The organism is Rhizobium sp. R635, from assembly GCF_002211285.1.
Taxonomy (GTDB): Bacteria; Pseudomonadota; Alphaproteobacteria; order Rhizobiales; family Rhizobiaceae; genus Rhizobium.
Window position 1 is genome coordinate 256,906 of sequence record NZ_LOKX01000001.1, and the last position, 17,776, is coordinate 274,681.

Consider the following 17,776-nt stretch of genomic DNA (forward strand, 5'->3'; position numbering starts at 1 on the left):
TAAAATTGACCGGACAAAAGATTGCTTTGGTCACCGGCGCGTACGGCTCAATCGGCCGCCATGTTGCATCGGCGCTGGCCAGGCACGGCTGGTCGGTGCATGGTATCGGCCATGGAGAATGGAGCCGGGACCAGATGTCGCAGTGGGGCCTTTCGGCCTGGCATCAACAGGATGTAAGCCTTGATGGACTGAGGGCCATGGAGGTTCGGCCGGCGCTGATCGTTCATTGTGCGGGGAGTGGTTCCGTTGGCGCGTCGGTCGCGGAGCCTTATACCGATTTTCTGCGTACCGTTGTGCCAACTGTGGCTGTCCTGGAATTCCTCAGAGTCGATTGTCCCAGCGCTGCTCTCGTTTATCCATCGAGCGCCGCAGTTTACGGAATTGCGGATAAATTTCCCATGTCCGAGGATTCTTCTCTGCGGCCAACGTCTCCATATGGCGTTCACAAGAGAAGCGCTGAAGAACTTATCAGGGAATATGCCCGCCTCTTCGGTCTGAATGCTTCCATCGTGCGCCTTTTTTCTATCTATGGCGAAGGTTTCCGTAAGCAGTTGCTATGGGACGCCTGTCGCCGCATTATTGCGAACGAGTACGAATTTTTCGGGACGGGTAACGAGACGCGCGATTGGCTCCATGTTTCCGATGCGGCGGACCTGATGATCCACGCAGCAGACCATGCATCTCCTCGATGCCCGGTCGTGAATGGCGGCGGGGGTGTTGCCATCACTGTCAGGGATGTGGTTGCCGAGCTTTTTGCATTGTTGAGCCGCAGGAATGCGGCCGAGTTCTGTGGTACCGTTCGTCCGGGTGATCCGAGTGACTATCAGGCGGATATTCGCCAGGCGCTTGCCTGGGGCTGGCAGCCGCGTATTTCCTGGAAGGAAGGGCTAGCTCTTTATGTCTCGTGGTTCCAGCGAGAGCATGGTTTGTCATGATCCCCCGGTTTTCGTCGCTACGCCTTGGTATCGCGATGCGGCGCCTCCTTGGCGTCCGATTGGGTCGATTTCATCAGTATCAGCCTCGCCAGCTGTCTGTAGCTTCTGTCAATCATGCGGACGATAACGACCGGCTTCCCGCGATATCGCTGGTGACGCCGTCATTCAACCAAGCGAGTTTCGTCGAGAAGACACTTGAAAGCGTTCTCGGGCAGAACTACCCCAAGCTGCAATATATAGTGCAGGATGGGTTATCCACCGATGGCACGCGAGAAATCCTGGGTAGATACGCGACACGCAACGTTGATATACGCATCGAGACCGACGGTGGACAGACGGATGCGTTAAACAAGGGCTTTGCCCATGCGGACGGCGAGATAATGGGATATCTCAACTCGGACGACCTTTTGTTACCGGGTACGCTGTGTCTCGTCGGCCGCTATTTTCGCGATAATCCTTCGGTCGATGTAATTTACGGCAATCGTCTGATTGTCGATGAGGCTGGCAGGGAAGTCGGGCGCTGGGTATTGCCGGAGCACGATTCCGAAATCCTGACTTTTATCGATTATGTCCCACAGGAGACGATGTTCTGGCGTCGCCGCATATGGGAGAGGGTTGGCGGACGATTCGATACGGATTTCCACTTCGCCATGGATTGGGAATTGCTTCTGCGCTTTATTCACGCTGGTGCGGTTTTCCGGCATTTGCCAGGATTATTTGGTGCCTTTCGCGTGCACGGGCAGCAGAAATCGCAGGCTGAATTTCTTGTTCGCGGAATTGGAGAGATGAACGGTCTTCGATTGCGTTATGGTGGTAGAAATATGAGCTTCGTGCGACGTATCGCGCTTCATTGGGCGTATCTGTCGCAACATAGGCTGGCTGACGCAGCTTTTGAAGCCTCCTTGCGGAAGAATGGATAGAATATGAAAAAGGCGCTTATCACAGGTGTAACTGGTCAGGATGGCTCGTATCTCGCTGAGCTTCTTCTCAGCAAAGGCTACGAGGTCCATGGCATAAAGAGGCGTGCTTCCCTCTTCAACACCGATCGTATCGATCACTTGTACCAAGATCCGCACGAGGACCGGCGACGTCTCATCCTGCACTATGGCGACATGACCGACTCGTCCAGCCTGATCCGCATCATGCAGAATGTTCAGCCGGATGAAATCTACAACCTTGCTGCGCAGTCGCATGTGGCGGTTTCGTTTGAAGAGCCGGAGTATACGGCAAATTCGGATGCTCTAGGCGCCCTGCGCATTCTTGAGGCGATCCGCATTCTCGGCCTCGAAAAAAAGTCTCGTTTCTATCAGGCCTCGACGTCGGAGCTTTATGGTCTCGTTCAGGAAACGCCTCAACGGGAAACGACACCGTTCTATCCCCGCTCTCCTTACGCTGTCGCCAAGCTTTACGCTTATTGGATCACCGTAAATTACCGTGAAGCATACGGTATTTACGCCTGCAACGGCATTCTGTTTAACCACGAGAGCCCGGTGCGCGGCGAGACATTCGTTACGCGCAAGATCACGCGCGCACTCGCCCGCATCAAACTCGGCCTGCAGGATTGTCTTTATCTCGGCAATCTCGATGCCAAACGTGACTGGGGACATGCGAAGGACTATGTGGAGATGCAGTGGCTCATGCTACAGCAAGAGCAGCCGGAGGATTTTGTCATCGCGACCGGCATCCAGTACAGCGTTCGCGATTTCGTAAATGCAGCGGCTCGTGAAATCGGTCTTTCGGTCAACTGGGTTGGTACCGGGATTGACGAGAAGGGGTTCGATGCCAACGGCAAATGCATCGTTTCCGTCGATCCGCGCTATTTCCGGCCGACCGAGGTAGAAACGCTGCTTGGAGATGCATCCAAAGCGAAAGACAAGCTTGGCTGGGAGCCCCAGATCAGCTTCGAAGCGCTTGTCGCTGAAATGGTACGGGAAGATCTCAAATCAGCCGAAAGAGATGAACTGGTCAAACGGCACGGGTTTTCGGCCTATGACTATCACGAGTGATACGATGAACAAGTCATCGAAGATTTATGTCGCAGGTCATCGGGGGATGGTTGGGTCGGCGATCCTGCGCCGTCTTGCTTCGGCAGGATATACGAACGTCATTACCCGAACCCACGCGGATCTCAATCTCGTCGATCAGGCCGCGACGGTGCGGTTTCTCGCCGAGGAAAAACCCGATTATATCTTCATGGCGGCGGCCAAGGTCGGCGGCATTCATGCGAACAACACCTATCGGGCCGAGTTTCTTTATCAAAATCTCATGATCGAGACCAATATCGTCCATGCTGCTTGGCAGGCCGGTGTGCAGGGCATGCTTTTCCTGGGCTCAAGCTGCATCTATCCTAGGGATTGCCCGCAGCCGATCCGGGAGGACTATTTGCTTACCGGGCCGCTCGAACAGACCAACGAGCCCTATGCCATAGCAAAGATCGCCGGCGTCAAGCTTTGCGAGAGCTATAATAGGCAATACCGAACGCAGTATGCCTCCGCAATGCCGACCAATCTCTATGGTCCAAACGACAGCTACGATCTCAACAACAGTCATGTCCTGCCGGCATTGATCCGCAAGGCGCACGAGGCGAAGATTCGCGGCGAGAAGGAACTGGTCGTCTGGGGCTCCGGTCAGCCGATGCGCGAGTTTCTCTATGTCGATGATATGGCGGATGCCTGTGTCTTCCTGATGGAAAATCAAATCAGCGAGGGACTTTTCAATATCGGCACGGGCGAGGATGTGACGATCCGGCAGTTGGCCGAGACGGTCATGGAGATCGTCGGTTTCGAGGGAGGTATCGTCTATGACCACAGCAAACCCGATGGCACCCCCCGCAAACTCCTGAATGTCGACCGCATGAAGGCTCTCGGCTGGCAGGCTCGCACATCGCTCGCCGACGGCATTGCGAAAGCTTACGCCGACTTCCGGTCGCATGCCGCCTGAAACATGATCGAACCGCTTGTCACGATCGCCGTCCCCTCGTTCAATCAGGGCCGCTTTCTCGATAAGGCGTTGGCATCGATCTTCGAGCAGGACTTACCGGTGGAGGTTTTTGTCCTCGATGGCGGTTCGTCGGACAATTCCATCGAGGTCATCCGCACATGGGAAGCCAGGCTCGCCGGGTGGCGCAGTCATCAGGATGGCGGGCAGGCGGCCTCTATCAATGAAGGCATAGCATCCGGCCGTGCGCCTTATGTCTGCTGGCTCAACAGCGACGACTGGCTTTTGCCCGGTGCGCTGAAAACTCTGCTCCGGGCGCTGGAGGATCGGCCACAGGCATCGGCTGTCTATGGGCGCGCCTGGAATGTCGTTGAGAAGAGCGGAAAGCGAACGCCTGTCTGGGTCGAACCTTTCAGCGAGCGACGCCTGGCGATGCGCTGCATCGTTTCTCAGCCTGCCACATTGATCCGTCGTTCTGCCTGGGAGGCTGTTGGCGGCGTCAACGAAAAACTGCACATGGTCATGGATTATGACCTTTGGTGGAAGCTTTTTAAGAGTGTTGGGCCGCTGCATTTCGTCGACGAGTTCGTTGCGGTGAACCGTGAACATGAACTGACCAAGACACGAAGGCTACGCCGGCGGCATTATAGTGAGGCGATTGATGTCGTCCGCAAATATCACGGCAGGGTTCCGTTGAAATGGTGGATCGCGCAGCCCTATGCCGTCTGGTACAAGTCGATCAGAGGTTAGGAGCCGGGCGCTGGCTGTCATTACGGCAAGAGGGTCGGACTTGAGGCTGCAAGCCCCTGTGAAAAGCGAGAAGCCACGGGGTTGCTCCTGATTGTTGTAATATGTTAGGGGCAGCGGTCCGGGCCGAGAGGAGGCGCTCTCGATTGAAAAGCAGCGCCCGCTTCGAAAAGGAACATCAGACGAACGTGATACGTGATCTCCTCAACCATCAGCGCCTGCAGATGTTTATTGCATCGGCGATAAGCCTTGTCTTCCTGGCTTTCCTGCTTCGGGCCGTGGATTGGGAAGATGCCATTCGCATTTTCCGCAATGGAATATCCGCAGCATCGCTTTTGGGTTTTTTACTTGTTGTCTTCGCTATCGCTGTGGGCTACGCGCTGCGATGGCAACTGTTGTTGGACGGAAAGATCGGCTACGGCACCTCACTAATGGCCACCCTGCTCGGTCTGGGTGCTAACATGTTCCTTCCCGCGAGAGGTGGAGACCTTTTGCGCGTGCATTATAGCCGTGTTGTTGCGGCTGTTCCCTATGCCGATGCACTTGGCAGACTTCTTGTCGAAAAGGTGGTTGACTTGGTGACCATCGTTTCTGTCGGCATGTTTTCTTTGATCTTGTTGAGCCGTGAGTTGAATGCTGATTATCGCAATGTTCTTTTGATCCTTATGCCCGGTGGAATTCTAGTGCTATTTTTGGCGGTAATTCTGATAAGGCGTTTCGGCGAGCAGCTTGTCCCGTTGCTACGACCCGTCTTCCGTATTGTGCGGCTGCAGAATTTCTTTGACCGTCACATAGCCTATATCGTTCGAAATTCAGCACGGAGCCTATCTCTTTCCGTGGCCATCCTTCCCGCGGTTGTTACGCTGGGTATGTGGCTTTCGGTATATGCGCTCGCATATATCTTTGTCGCCCGATTTGTCGGTGTCGCATTGAGTTATGACGAGTCGTTGTTCGTATTATTCGCTGGCGCGTTGGGGCTGATGATTCCAGCCGCCCCCTCTGGGGTCGGTACTTTTCATGCATCAATTGTTTCGGCTTTCGTACTTCTGGGGCGTTCGCCATCGGAAGGGCTGCTCCTGGCAACGGCGGTTCATTTTCTCTTTTTCGTGGTGTATGTCGTGCCTGCAGCCCTCATTCTGGGACATTGGCGCCTGAACCGCTTGGCGCCGAGGTAACTTATGAAGAACTATTTTTATTCTCTTTTAAGAAAATATATCGGCCTTTTTGTCTTGAGTCAGAATTCCGTCGTCGAGATTGATCCGACGACGCCCCTTTTGGTTGGTAGATTTCCCCAGGGCAAAGTTACGTTTCGTACGGGGATGCCATCGACAGAGCTTGCGAGTGAGTTTGACGAACACAGGATCGTCAAAATAGAGAACGTTGCTGAAACCAAGCCTGAATACCTGATCATCAGCGGCCTGATACACTACGAGCGTGACATACAAAGCATGTTCGCGCAGACGCGTGCCTTGTGTTCGCCCGAGACGCGCCTCGTGCTTACCTATTACAGCAGCATGTGGCGGCCGCTCGCCGCTTTCGCATCAAGGTTCGGGCTGCGCCGGCGGGTGCCTGAATCAAATTGGCTTGCCCACGAAGATGTCCAGAACCTTTTGACGCTCGAAAATTTCGAGTTGATACGACTGGACCAGAAGGTTCTCATCCCCTTCTATATCCCGCTTGTAAGCGGCTTTGTTAATCGTTGCCTTGCCCCTCTCCCCTTCTTTCGAAATCTCTGCCTTCTGAATATCGCGCTTGCGAGGCCGGTGGACTATGTCGCGTCGAAGACGGAGCCGTCGGTGTCGATCGTCGTTCCCGCGCGAAACGAGGCGGGAAATATCGAGGATATTGTCAAACGGCTGCCGGAAATGGGTCCGGATGACGAGCTCATCTTCATCGAGGGCAATTCCACGGATGCGACTTGGAAGACTATCCAAGAGGTTCAGCAGCGATACGGGAGCGAACGGTCCATTCTGATTGCCCAGCAGGAAGGCAAGGGAAAAGGCGATGCCGTCAGAAAGGGCTTTTCCCTCGCCACAAAGGACGTTCTGATGATCCTCGATGCGGACATGACCGTGCCACCTGAGGATTTGCCCAAATTCTACAATGCCATCAAGGATGGGAAAGGTGAGTTCATCAACGGTACTCGTCTAGTCTATCCCATGGAAAAAGAAGCGATGCGCTTCTTCAACCTTTTGGGTAACAAGTTTTTTGCATTGGCTTTCTCTTTCGTTCTCGGCCAGAGGTACAAGGATACTTTGTGCGGAACCAAAGTGATCCGCCGCTCCAACTATCTAAAGCTTCAAGCAAACAGATCCTACTTCGGCGATTTCGATCCCTTCGGCGATTTCGACTTGATCTTCGGTGCCGCGCGGATGGGCCTGAAAATCGTTGAGGTCCCAATCGGCTATCGTGAAAGACTATATGGTGAGACGAACATTTCGCGTTGGCGTCACGGCGCCATTCTTTTGGCCATGCTGGTTTTTGCCGCAAGACGAATAAAGTTTCTCTGACGATGGAAGCCGAGAGCGCCCTCTATGACGCCGACCTTGCGCAGACGCTGGCAAATCGCGAGCGGCTGAACGCTAATTCGAACCTGATGCATTGGTACGGTGAGCTTTATCGGGAGATGTTTCGGCAGGAGCCGGACATCGCCGCGAAGACTGTCCTGGAGATCGGAAGCGGAACTTCACCTCTCAAGCGCTTCTTGCCGAACGTCATCACCTCCGATGTTTTGAAGTTGGACTATCTCGATATTGTCTTCGATTGCCACGAAATCGCGGAGCTTCCCGATATTGCGGACCATAGCGTCGACGTGATTACCATGACGAATGTTCTGCATCATCTGAAAGACCCGCTCGCTTTTCTGCGGGGCGCGACGCGTAAGCTTGTAAAAGGCGGCAGGGTATATGCGACGGAGCCTTATCTGTCTCGGCTGTCCTATCCGATGTATAAGCTTCTGCATCATGAGCCGGTGGATCTCAGCATCCGCCGTCCAGTTCTAAATACAGTGGAAGGCCCTCTTTCTACGTCAAATCAGGCGATGCCACATATGATTTTCTTTCAGCGGCCGGACTGGCTTGCTGAGCTTTCGGATTGTTACTGCCTCGAAAAGACGCGGATCAGCTATTTCACGTCTCTTGCCTATATGGCAACTGGCGGGATATCCAAGAAATTTCCTGTGCCTGGTTGGGTTTATAGGCCTTACTTCAAATTCGATAGGGCTGTGGGTCGTACCTTGCCCAAGGCATTCGCCTCATTCTTCACAGCCTGTCTCACGTCAAGAGGCGAGGCGTGAAGATGGTTTTGCTTCGCCTGGCTGACTGGCTATATCGGTACTGCTACCCCGTTTACTATCCGCTCTACTCCGTGTGGAAGGCAATTTCGGAGCGGCGTGAGCGCAAGCTCATGCGCGGCATGATTTCTCCGGCAATGACCGTCGTGGATGTCGGCGCGAATATTGGAATATATACTCGCATGTTTTCCGCTCTGACGGGCGCGGCAGGCCATGTGCACGCCTTCGAGCCGGCTCCTGCGAACTTTGAGAAGCTTGAAGCGACGGTAAACGGCTTGTCGAATGTATCGTTGCAGCATGCTGCGGTAGGGGCCGGCAATGGTACGATAAAGCTCTACGTGTCGAACGAACTGAATGTCGACCATCGAACATTCGATAGCGGCGACGGGCGAGCGAGCATCGATGTCCCGTTGGTGAGACTGGACGATTACTTTTCGCCGGGACAGCGGGTCGATTTTATCAAGATCGATGTACAGGGCTATGAGCTCAGCGTTCTCCAGGGCGCAGAGCGGATTCTACGCGAAAATCGCGATATTCGAATATTCATGGAATTCTGGCCTTACGGTTTGTCGAAGGCGTCCGTGGATCCGTCCGAACTGACTAGATTCCTTGAGAAGTTGAATTTCGAGTTCCATAACATAGCCGATCCACCAGGCACGGCTTTCCATCATGGGGGCCTCGATCCAAATAATGCGGGCCAATATTGCAACCTCATCGTTGCAAGAAAAGTGCCCGCCAATCGCGATATCAGCTAAAGGCGGCCTAAGGACGATGTTATCCACCAGCAACAAAATCCTGATCGCTCGCTATCTGTCCAGGGTAGTCTTGTTTGTCCGCGGTTGTCTTGGCTTGCCAGCAACGGTGCAGGTGAGGCGCCGCGGAATAAATTGGTCGCTGGATCTGAAGGACGGTGTCGATTTCGCGATCTACCTGCTGGGTGGATTCGAGGTTCGAACGCTCGATAGATACAAAGAGCTGGTGAGGGATGGAAACATAGTCCTCGATATCGGCGCCAATGTCGGTTCTCATACCTTGCCTTTGGCTGAACTGGTAGGGGGGACGGGCAAGGTGATCTCCTTTGAGCCTACGGCTCATGCGTTTGGGAAACAGAAGACGAATATCTCGCTCAACCCGACTCTCGCCCAACGAATCGACGCTCACCAGATGATGCTTATGGCAAGCGCATCTGAAACAATGCCGGAAGCAGTCTATTCGAGTTGGCCGCTTGAAGTTGCGGAAGACCTGCATAGCGAGCATCATGGCCGTCTCATGTCGACACAGGGCGCGCGACTCAATACGCTGGACGAAACCCTTCGAGAGCTCGGAGTCGATAAGGTCGATTTCGTAAAACTTGACGTTGACGGTAACGAGCTTGATGTTTTGCTCGGGGCTAGAGCGACTCTTGAAGAATTCAAGCCGCGCATAATGCTTGAATTAGCCCCCTATGTTTATGGCGAGAATCCAACGAACTTCGATCAATTGTTAAAGCTTCTTTGGGAAAGCGGCTATGAAATTGAAGATGTGGCCTCTGAGAGTAAATTACCGGAAGACGCCAGCAAGGTACGTGCGATGATAGCGGAGGGTGGTGGTATGAACGTGATAGCTGGAAATAAGAATCAAAAACGGATGTAGAAAACATGTTTCCTAGACAAGTTGGCGAGCGGATAGGAGGATATAGAAAAATTCATTCTTATGGATGCGAGCCGTCTCAGCGAATATTTGGACGTGTTTCAGCGGCGTTAATTGTCGGCGCTCATATATATGCACTTGTAGTGTTTGGTTCGACGTTCTGGATCGACAGCAGCGTTTACATCGCTCTTTCCGAAGCGTTGAAATCGCCGCAAGGCATGGCAGAATTTTATCATGAAGGCGGTCGCTGGATGTTTAGCCATATCCAGCCTGGAGTATCGATATTATGGTTGTGCTTAAGTATTTTCAACGAGACATGGCGTTGGCCTGTTCTGGCTAGCTGTCAACACACAATTGCAGTGGTGGCGTTGTGGTTTACATTCTGCACAATTAATCGCTATTGGCCAACATGGCTTCATTTAGTACCTTTAACTATATTGATCTTGCTTCCGACTTATCAGTCATTTCATAATGCGTTGCTTAGTGAATCCCTTACATCTTCTCTTTTTTTGATAGCTTTTTCGGCCTGTTTGCGTATTGGCTACGAACCGCATTTCCAAAAATTGAATATTTTTACTGTATTATTGGTGATTTTCCTAATAACTCAATTTCGAAGTTATTGGGGTGTCACGGTTGTTTTAATGTTATGTTGTGCCTTGCAGAGAAGAAGGCTAATTTTATCCGCTTGGATGCCGCTGTTGCTCCTTGTTGCCACGAGTGCCGCCACAGCTTTTCCGGTCTATCGCTTCATTCAAACTGGGCAGTTTTTTCTTCCGCAAGGCGGCATGAACTCCTTCATCACAGGATTACAGGTCAATCCGAATCCTTCAAATAAGGTGCGCGAGGTGTTTGACGGACTTGAGTTTCCTCCCTCACTGCCCGCCTCGGTAATTTTGTCCAGCGGACTCAATCTGCGGCTTACTTTAGATATAGGCCATTTTTGGCGCAATGGCGGGCTTGATGATGAAGCAATTAATGACCGTGCAGAAAGATTAGGAAAAGCACTTACAAATGATGGGCTTGAAATTCAAATCAGACGCGTGATCTATGGCGTCGCTTCCCTTGGCTCTACAATGGTTTATAGCCTTGGGGATCCTCATCGCGAGATATTCAGGGGAATGACCATGAAGGCGATGATGGATCATCAGAACTATTATTATCGCTGGTTTGGATGGATATCCGGAGAAAACTATCAACGTTATCTCGATTCTTTCTTCGGGTCGACGTCCGACCTTCCGCCTTTCCCTTTTAGCAGTCTAGCGGCGGCGCAAATAAAGAAGGCTTGGCAACCCTATCTCTCTTCAAATCCATCTTCCTATCTTCGCGATCCGGTCGGCTTCGGTTCCCTGCCGCCAGATGTGTGGCTGGCTTCTGGTTTTGCAGCATTTCTAATTTTGATCGTACGGTTGCCATTTGTTGCTATACTTTTTTTCCTTGCGGTGGCTGTCGCTTTTTGTGCGGCGTTTTCATTTCCTGTCGGAGACACGCGGTATGCAAACGCCTTGATCCCATTCTACTTGGTTGCAATCTCAATTGCGGTGGGTGTATTAAGCCGGGATAAAGAGCCGCAAGTAGTTGATACAGCCGCTTAACGGTATCGCCGGAAAGGCGGGTTTTGGGCGCAGGACTCAAGCGGCTAGGATATCGATCGCTGGATAGCTGCTTGCAAATGCGCGCAATCTTCAAATTATGAGAATTGGCTGCTGAATGGACGCACAGTTCAATGAATGTATGAAAGTCGCGAGAAAACTTGTTGACCCCAGTTTTCTCGAAGCGTTGAAGCGGCCTCAACCGCACGCAATCATCGCGGCGACCACCATGATTTGGCTTCAGATAGCTATCTCTTGGGCGATTGCGCTTCTTGGACCGTGGTGGCTCGTGTGGCTGCCGTTCCTAGTCAACTGCGCCGTAACGCAAGGCATGTTGCTCTGGGTTCACGAAGCATCGCATTTCCATCTTTTCTCAGACCGCCGTAAGAACGATATCTGGTGTGATGTGTTCTTTGCAGCACCTGTCGGCATGTCGGTCGCCGCATATCGACTGCGCCATATGAGCCATCATGCTCATCTGGGTACTGAAAAGGATGCAGATGGCTATCCCTATCGCGAACCCATCAAGGGGTTCCGGGCACTTGCCTGGGTGATGGTGAAGGCGTTGAGCGGCGGTATGGGAGTATGGTTGGCGGCAGACAAATATGGCGGTTCAGCGCGAAAGGCGGCGTTGGGAAACTCGCTCTCGCCCTCATGGCTTGCGCCGAGCGCGACCATCATCTTCAATGGCTTGCTGTTTGCGCTATGCATTTTCACGGGTCGCTGGTACCTCTATATTCTGCTATGGGGCTATCCCATTGCAGCCGTAGCAATCGCGCTGAATATCGTGCGCACCATTGCAGAACACCAGCCCGAAGACTATCCGCTTTATAAGGACGCGCGGGAGCACGCAATGATGCCGCTTGCCCGAACGACGGTGCCTAATTGGTTCGAAAAGTGGCTGATGTATCAGGCAAATTTTAACTATCACATCGAACATCACCTTTTCCCCGCCATTCCGCAGCACAATCTTGCTAAACTCCATAGGCACCTTTCCGAAAAAGGGTTCTATGAGCATTTCCCAGGATGTCTGCAACGCAGCGGTTTTGGAAAATTCATCCGACTCTCGAGAAATCGCAGAAACGATGATTTCTCAGATTCTGTTCAAGACGCCCTAGCTCTTTGAGCTGTAGTACACGGAAAAAAATGAATTCTCACACAACAAACCGGATAAAGTCGACATCAACGATTTGCTCCAATTGTGGTAGTCAACGTTTCGCTGTTGCGGCTACCGGGCGAGACTACATATATCACGGCACTGAAGACACCTTCAGATATGTCCGCTGCGATGACTGCGGTCATTTTTATCTTAATCCGAGGCCAGACATCAGCCAACTGTCCCTTATGTATCCCGCCAACTACGGTACCTTCTCAAAGAGATTTCAGGGTCGTGCAAATCTCCTTGGGCGAATCAAGACCATCGTCAATCGCAAGCGCCTGAAGGGCGTTGTTGCTCATCTGCCTTTGCGGGGAAGGATACTCGACGTTGGGTGCGGCAATGGCGAACTTTTGATTGCACTTCGTGAAGCGCGGCCCGATCTTGAACTTTTCGGCCTGGATTGGCATTTTCCGGCTGAAACGCGTAGCGCTTTGGAAAGACAGGGAATTGCTGTGATCGAAGCGCCGCTTGAAGCGGCAGAGTTGCCGCCGGAACCTTTCGACCTTATCGTCATGCTCCAGCTTATAGAGCATCTTTGGGAGCCAGAGGAGAGCTTGCGACGTCTCGTCCGTGCCCTAGCGAAGGACGGCCGTCTGTTGATTGAAACGCCCAATACCGATGGTTGGGACAGACGGCTTTTTGCCGGCGGGGCCTGGGGCGGATATTATTTCCCGCGACATCTGAATCTTTATAACTTCGAGCGATTGGCGGATCTCTTGCGCAGGGTAGGGCTATCAGTCGAATCTCAGCGTAATCTGCCAGCACCCCTGATCTGGATTTATTCCCTTCAAGGTGTTGTTCAGGCGAGTTTCGGCTGGAAGAGCTTTTTGACGAGGCTTTTCGGGGTTAAAAATCTACCATTGATTGCTGCCTTTGCCTTCCTTGATAGCGCCTGTATCACAATGGGCTTCACGACATCAAATCAACAGACGATATCAAAGAAGACGTAGTTTGGAGCGCTTCACGCGGCAGCGTCTTCGGGAAGGGGTCGCTACCTGAAGGGCCGCAAACTCTGGCCGACGGTTTGAAGCGGCGTTCGCGTCGACACTGCACGCGGTTGCTTGTGCCGGATCGCTAACGGCAAGTGCGTTTTGGTTACTAGCTGCGGGCCGATCGGCGTGCATGCCATCATCGGCGCACGCACCCATGGCGCTTGGGAGATTGTCGCGGCCGATGTAATGGATGCCGCCCTTACAAAGACGCGAGATGGGAACTTACGAAGCCTCAATCTCGGCAGCAATCGGCAGAGACTGGTCGCCTATTCCATGGGTCCGACGGCGACGTTTCCATCCCACAGAATCTCGTCGTCGCCGTCAAAGCGCTCGAGGTTGCCGGCGACAGAAGCGAATCGGTGAAGGTGCAACTCACACTTTTACAGCCGCATTGTCCTCTCGAGCGATGGCGTTCTCAAATAACGTGCAGGCCGCCTACGCGTTTAAATCGCTAAGCCAGCCTTCTCCTTCGGGATTGAATGAAGACCTGACCGATCAATGCTCAATGGGTGATGCCAATCACTTGGAAGGTAGTAAAAAGCACAATCCCGACGATGCCGCTCACGAGCCCTGAATAGCTGCTGCGCGCCTTCTTGCTCGTAAACAGATAACGTGCGGCGAGAGCAAATATAAGACCAAAAAATAGATGACTTAGCGCGATCCCCAATGCGGTACCGATATTATGTCCGATATAGAAAGGGCCGCTATATCGATCATTTCCGAGCGATACATTGAGCGCCTGCATGCAGCTTCCGGAAATTACCGACAGAAGGGTCAACCAGCCGATCACGCGCAGCATATATTTCTCCAAATCAATAATCGAAATATGGGAACATCGGCATAAGCGCAGGAATATTGTCAATTTCCAACGGCGCAGCAACGGAAACTATCCACAACGCCGTTTACGTTCTTATATTCGATAAGAGAGAATTGGCTGGGGAACCTGGATTCTCACATGATTTCAGAGGCTTAACGAAAAGTCCTTAGGATTCCCTCTTTTTTCCCATCGCGAGCGACCGTGGATGCCACCTTTGTGCCCTGGCTTTGGGCATCAGTCAACCGGACGGTCGAGCGGCAATAATTTCCGCTTTCGGGCCTCAATCTTGTGGTGAGGCAGCCGGACAGCGACCGGCAGCTTTGCGCCTTCACATCAGACATGGATAGTGCGTCAGCAGACACCTGGAAGCGGACATTGCTGGATGGCAATGACCTACGAGCAAACTCAATCGAGTGAGCAGCGTAGCGAAATTGGCTTTATGCGCCGTCGCAAAACCTGAAAATCGCGATGTTGCTTAATAGCTTGGCCGAGGGGGTAAAAGCAGCAATCTCCCAAGGGTAGGCCATCTTAACGGCGGAACCGTGGTGTCCAACTTTCTTCAAGGGCTTCCATCTCCTCGGCGTCGTCAATTTCATCGGGAGCAATGAAAAGCAGGGTGAGCTGGTACCCGTCCCGTTGAAGCAGCGTCTGCTCCAACACCTTTGGGCAATGAGAACGGCCTTCACCGGTTAGCCAGACACTCCCCTGAATTTCAGCCCATTCTGACGGACCGGATTGTGTGCGGTCAGAAGATCGCCCGGATAGGCTTCGCTCTGGAAGATGATGTTTCGAGCGAACCGACAGAGGTGGAAAATCCTTGGTCGCCCTAGTGTATCGAATAACCCCGTCTTTCGAGAAGACGAAGGCGCAGCAATCTTCCGTCAGCTCGACATACCGGGCCACAGTCGCCTCGACGCTTGTCCCGTATTGTCTAGCAAGCGATTTGACGTGCTCTACGTCGGCATCGCCCAGCTTACGCATATCGGAAACGAACCATGGCCTGGGCATAAGTATGCCAGCCGCGAACCGGTTGGCTTCTGTTTCCTGTTTCTGAACTAGCGTTTCGATCCGCCGCTCGCTCATGTCCTTTTTTGTGCAGCGCTGATCCCCCTTATGCCACGGAATCAAGAAATGTCCGATCTCGTGGGCGATGGTGAAGCGTCGACGCCCACCTTTTGTCCCGGCCTTATAGAGGATGACACCCTTCCGTTTGTCTGGATCGGTGGTGAGGCCGCCCTCGAACTCCTCTGTTTCCATCTCCAGAATGTCGATAATGTTGATGGAGCGGGCCAGATCTTCGATTGGGACTGGCGCCGTCCAGTCCGGGTGATGGCGAAGGATGCAAGAGATGATAGACTCTGGGGCGGCACAGTCCGCGAGATCCATCATCAGCTCGTCGTTCATTTCGTGTCCTTATCTTTCAGGCGGTCAGCGACAACGCGCAGCGTTTCCCAATCCTTATCAGAAAGCTTGCCGCCGAACTCGCGGAAAAACTGTAATGAGGACGGGTCGTGCTCGTCTTTTTCGTCCTCGGCGAGGTATTGAACGGTCACGTTAAAATGAGCGGCAAGCTTCTTCAGGAGCTCCAGTCCCGGATTGGTACTGGTTCCCTTCTCCAGTTCCCAAATATGAGCCTTCGAGACTGATACGGCATCGCCAACCTGTTGTAGCGACTCTCCGCGCTTCAACCGAAGCTCCTTGAGCTTCGAAGCTAATGACATTTCTGATCTCCCTTACATGCTCTGCGGAAGCAGCCAGTATGTGGAAAACGCCGTTCTGTCAAATGAACGACACGTTCGCAGTTGACAACGCTACGATCGTTCACCATATCTTACGGCATGTCCATATTGGGACGGAAAGGAGGTGAGAAAATGTCAGGAAAGAACCAACACGTTGTGCCGCATGCTAATGGTTGGGCAGTGCAGGGTGCCGGGAACAGTCGCGCCACTGCGGTTCACTCTACCCAAGCTGAAGCAACGGCTCATGCTCGTTCGATCGCGCAGAACCAACAGTCTGAACTGTTGATCCACGGCCGAAACGGTCAGATCCGTGAACGAGACAGTTATGGCAATGATCCCTACCCACCAAAGGGCTGATCCACCAAGACCGCGTTCATTCAGAACGCGGTCTTTTTTGTGAGAGGATTCGCAAATTGGCGGATCGTGGAAGGAGAAGAAAGATATGGCTAGATGCACCGCTCCAGTAAAGGGCCATCGATCAGCCGCTGCGGCCGCCGACTGTCCTGCTTGCGGAAGCCGCTATGGTCGCTATAGCAGCTACAGGGGATATGGCGGCGCGTACAGCTCGGGTCTGACTTCTTCATACTTCCCGTCAGGAAGCAGCAGCGGCCGAAGCAGCAGTAGTGGCGGGTCGGGGCGCCGCACTGCAAAGCCGCGTTGGTCCGAAGCCGGCTCGACCGTGTGGTATACGCCCGAACAAGTGCAATCACTCACGCCTGTTCGCGAAAATGTCGAGAATCTAGCAGTGTCGCAGCCCGACCTTCGAGACGTTTTTCTTTGTCATGCGTGGGATGACAGGCGGGGATCTGCCAAGGAACTGCATGACCTGCTCGAAGCGCGGGGTGTCCGTGTGTGGTTCAGTGAGAAGGATCTTGGCCTCGGGGTACCGATGATGCGGGCAATCGATAGGGGCTTAGTGAATTCCCGCATCGGTATCGTTCTTGTGACCCCGGCTATGCTACGCCGCCTACCGGCAGAAGGCATTGCAGACAAAGAACTGTCAGCCCTTCTAAGGCGTGAGCGGCTCATCCCAGTTGCCCACGGAACAACCTATGAAGAGCTTGAGCAGGTCAGCCTTCTGCTGGCCTCCCGAGCTGGGTTGAGCACTGCAGAAGAGTCGATGGCGGAAGTCGCAGCTAAGATCGCCGAACTGGTTGCCACTCATTCTTGATATCCGGGAGACAGAGATGTCGATGCGCCGCGTGCACCTTCGCAAACTGCTCAAGATTGTGTTCCTGCAGGAGGGCCCTCGCCGATCGGCGCTCCGGGCCGACATTCGAGAGGATCGCGCACGGGCGGCGGAGGACCATGGCGAGGGCGGTGGAGATTTCTACGGGCCCTTCTGGAGCGACGCGAAGCGGCATGTTTTTGGCATGCACGATCTGCACGCTGCGACCGATGGACGGATAACGGGAAATGCCCGCCGCCAAAACCTCTATCCGCGGCTACGGGATGGCTTCCTCCATTGGTGGGACGAGAGGCGTCGCTGGACGAACGCACCCTTTGTGCCCGGACGGCAGCTCGGGACGCATTTTCCGTTTCCCGGACTCGATGCCGTTGTGAAGATCGATAACATCTTGTCTGCCCGCGATGGTCGTGGTGATGAGCATTACGTCTACCCCTATTTTTCAGAGACCCCTGTTCTGGGTGAGCAGGCTGCGCGGCTCGGGCTTTGGCTATTAGGCCAAGCACTCGTCACTGTACCTCACGAGGAGATCCGGATTCTGGATATCATTCGCGGCGAACCCTTTTCGATTGATCGCTATCCGCTTACGGGGAACGAAGAGGACGAGTTTCGCGACCGATATGCGACCCTCCTTGAAGAATGGGAAGCGCTTCGAGGAGAATACGACTGAGGATGCCAACGTGAGCAAGCAACTGAATGGGCTATTGCGAACGCAGCAGCCGCTGACCGCATCCTTGGCGCGCTCTAAAGTCGG

19 protein-coding genes are annotated in these 17,776 nt (G+C 53.4%); 16 read left to right on the forward strand and 3 right to left on the reverse strand.

From position 1 onward, the window contains the following. Positions 1 to 5 precede the first annotated feature (5 nt). The 13 genes from ATY78_RS01200 to ATY78_RS01255 all read left to right on the forward strand — a co-directional run bounded on the left by ATY78_RS01200 (position 6) and on the right by ATY78_RS01255 (position 13,238). Positions 6 to 935: an SDR family oxidoreductase gene (locus ATY78_RS01200; protein ID WP_190237362.1), complete on the forward strand. Its 930-nt coding sequence runs from the start codon at positions 6 to 8 to the stop codon at positions 933 to 935. Continuing rightward, positions 932 to 1,855 carry a glycosyltransferase family 2 protein gene (locus ATY78_RS01205; protein ID WP_190237363.1) on the forward strand — a complete coding sequence of 308 codons (924 nt, stop codon included), beginning with the start codon at positions 932 to 934 and terminating at the stop codon, positions 1,853 to 1,855. Before ATY78_RS01200 ends, ATY78_RS01205 begins: the two co-directional genes overlap by 4 nt. A gap of 3 nt (positions 1,856 to 1,858) precedes the next feature. Continuing rightward, positions 1,859 to 2,941, forward strand: a complete 1,083-nt coding sequence (gene gmd / locus ATY78_RS01210; RefSeq protein WP_011424121.1) for a GDP-mannose 4,6-dehydratase — start codon at positions 1,859 to 1,861, stop codon at positions 2,939 to 2,941. A gap of 4 nt (positions 2,942 to 2,945) precedes the next feature. Beyond that, entirely contained in the window at positions 2,946 to 3,875 is a 930-nt protein-coding gene (locus ATY78_RS01215) for a GDP-L-fucose synthase (RefSeq protein ID WP_088680518.1), read from the forward strand. 3 nt (positions 3,876 to 3,878) lie between these two features. After that, entirely contained in the window at positions 3,879 to 4,622 is a 744-nt protein-coding gene (locus ATY78_RS01220; RefSeq protein WP_088680519.1) for a glycosyltransferase family 2 protein, read from the forward strand. A 143-nt stretch (positions 4,623 to 4,765) separates the two neighbouring features. Next, the gene (locus ATY78_RS01225) at positions 4,766 to 5,794 is read left to right on the forward strand and encodes a lysylphosphatidylglycerol synthase transmembrane domain-containing protein (protein ID WP_245313462.1); all 1,029 of its coding nucleotides are present in this window, start codon (positions 4,766 to 4,768) and stop codon (positions 5,792 to 5,794) included. 3 nt (positions 5,795 to 5,797) lie between these two features. After that, on the forward strand, positions 5,798 to 7,129 hold the full coding sequence (locus tag ATY78_RS01230; RefSeq protein WP_088680521.1) for a glycosyltransferase family 2 protein: 1,332 nt from the start codon (positions 5,798 to 5,800) through the stop codon (positions 7,127 to 7,129). A 2-nt stretch (positions 7,130 to 7,131) separates the two neighbouring features. Further along, a complete protein-coding gene (locus tag ATY78_RS01235) occupies positions 7,132 to 7,914 on the forward strand; it encodes a methyltransferase domain-containing protein (protein ID WP_088680522.1) in 783 nt (260 codons plus the stop codon). A 2-nt stretch (positions 7,915 to 7,916) separates the two neighbouring features. Then, complete coding sequence (locus tag ATY78_RS01240) at positions 7,917 to 8,666, forward strand: FkbM family methyltransferase (protein WP_088680523.1); 750 nt, start codon at positions 7,917 to 7,919, stop codon at positions 8,664 to 8,666. 16 nt (positions 8,667 to 8,682) lie between these two features. Further along, positions 8,683 to 9,543, forward strand: a complete 861-nt coding sequence (locus ATY78_RS01245; protein ID WP_088680524.1) for an FkbM family methyltransferase — start codon at positions 8,683 to 8,685, stop codon at positions 9,541 to 9,543. A gap of 5 nt (positions 9,544 to 9,548) precedes the next feature. Further along, a complete protein-coding gene (locus tag ATY78_RS28065) occupies positions 9,549 to 11,132 on the forward strand; it encodes a hypothetical protein (protein WP_141105609.1) in 1,584 nt (527 codons plus the stop codon). A 115-nt stretch (positions 11,133 to 11,247) separates the two neighbouring features. Next, positions 11,248 to 12,255: a fatty acid desaturase family protein gene (locus tag ATY78_RS01250; protein WP_088680525.1), complete on the forward strand. Its 1,008-nt coding sequence runs from the start codon at positions 11,248 to 11,250 to the stop codon at positions 12,253 to 12,255. A 20-nt stretch (positions 12,256 to 12,275) separates the two neighbouring features. After that, complete coding sequence (locus ATY78_RS01255) at positions 12,276 to 13,238, forward strand: class I SAM-dependent methyltransferase (protein ID WP_088680526.1); 963 nt, start codon at positions 12,276 to 12,278, stop codon at positions 13,236 to 13,238. Positions 13,239 to 13,782: 544 nt separating this feature from the next. Here ATY78_RS01255 and ATY78_RS01260 read toward each other — a convergent pair. From ATY78_RS01260 to ATY78_RS01270, 3 genes are all read right to left on the reverse strand, one after another. Further along, on the reverse strand, positions 13,783 to 14,079 hold the full coding sequence (locus ATY78_RS01260) for a hypothetical protein (RefSeq protein WP_088680527.1): 297 nt from the start codon (positions 14,077 to 14,079) through the stop codon (positions 13,783 to 13,785). A 546-nt stretch (positions 14,080 to 14,625) separates the two neighbouring features. Then, positions 14,626 to 15,501, reverse strand: coding sequence for an ImmA/IrrE family metallo-endopeptidase (locus ATY78_RS01265; RefSeq protein ID WP_088680528.1), 876 nt, complete (start codon positions 15,499 to 15,501; stop codon positions 14,626 to 14,628). Next, entirely contained in the window at positions 15,498 to 15,818 is a 321-nt protein-coding gene (locus ATY78_RS01270) for a helix-turn-helix transcriptional regulator (protein ID WP_088680529.1), read from the reverse strand. Before ATY78_RS01270 ends, ATY78_RS01265 begins: the two co-directional genes overlap by 4 nt. A gap of 150 nt (positions 15,819 to 15,968) precedes the next feature. Between ATY78_RS01270 and ATY78_RS01275 the strand changes: the two genes are divergently transcribed. The 3 genes from ATY78_RS01275 to ATY78_RS01285 all read left to right on the forward strand — a co-directional run bounded on the left by ATY78_RS01275 (position 15,969) and on the right by ATY78_RS01285 (position 17,692). Further along, positions 15,969 to 16,193, forward strand: coding sequence for a DUF2188 domain-containing protein (locus ATY78_RS01275; RefSeq protein ID WP_003571562.1), 225 nt, complete (start codon positions 15,969 to 15,971; stop codon positions 16,191 to 16,193). A gap of 388 nt (positions 16,194 to 16,581) precedes the next feature. Next, the gene (locus tag ATY78_RS29040) at positions 16,582 to 17,007 is read left to right on the forward strand and encodes a toll/interleukin-1 receptor domain-containing protein (protein WP_348626677.1); all 426 of its coding nucleotides are present in this window, start codon (positions 16,582 to 16,584) and stop codon (positions 17,005 to 17,007) included. A gap of 16 nt (positions 17,008 to 17,023) precedes the next feature. Next, positions 17,024 to 17,692, forward strand: a complete 669-nt coding sequence (locus ATY78_RS01285; RefSeq protein WP_088680531.1) for a hypothetical protein — start codon at positions 17,024 to 17,026, stop codon at positions 17,690 to 17,692. The last annotated feature ends 84 nt before the right edge of the window (positions 17,693 to 17,776 follow it).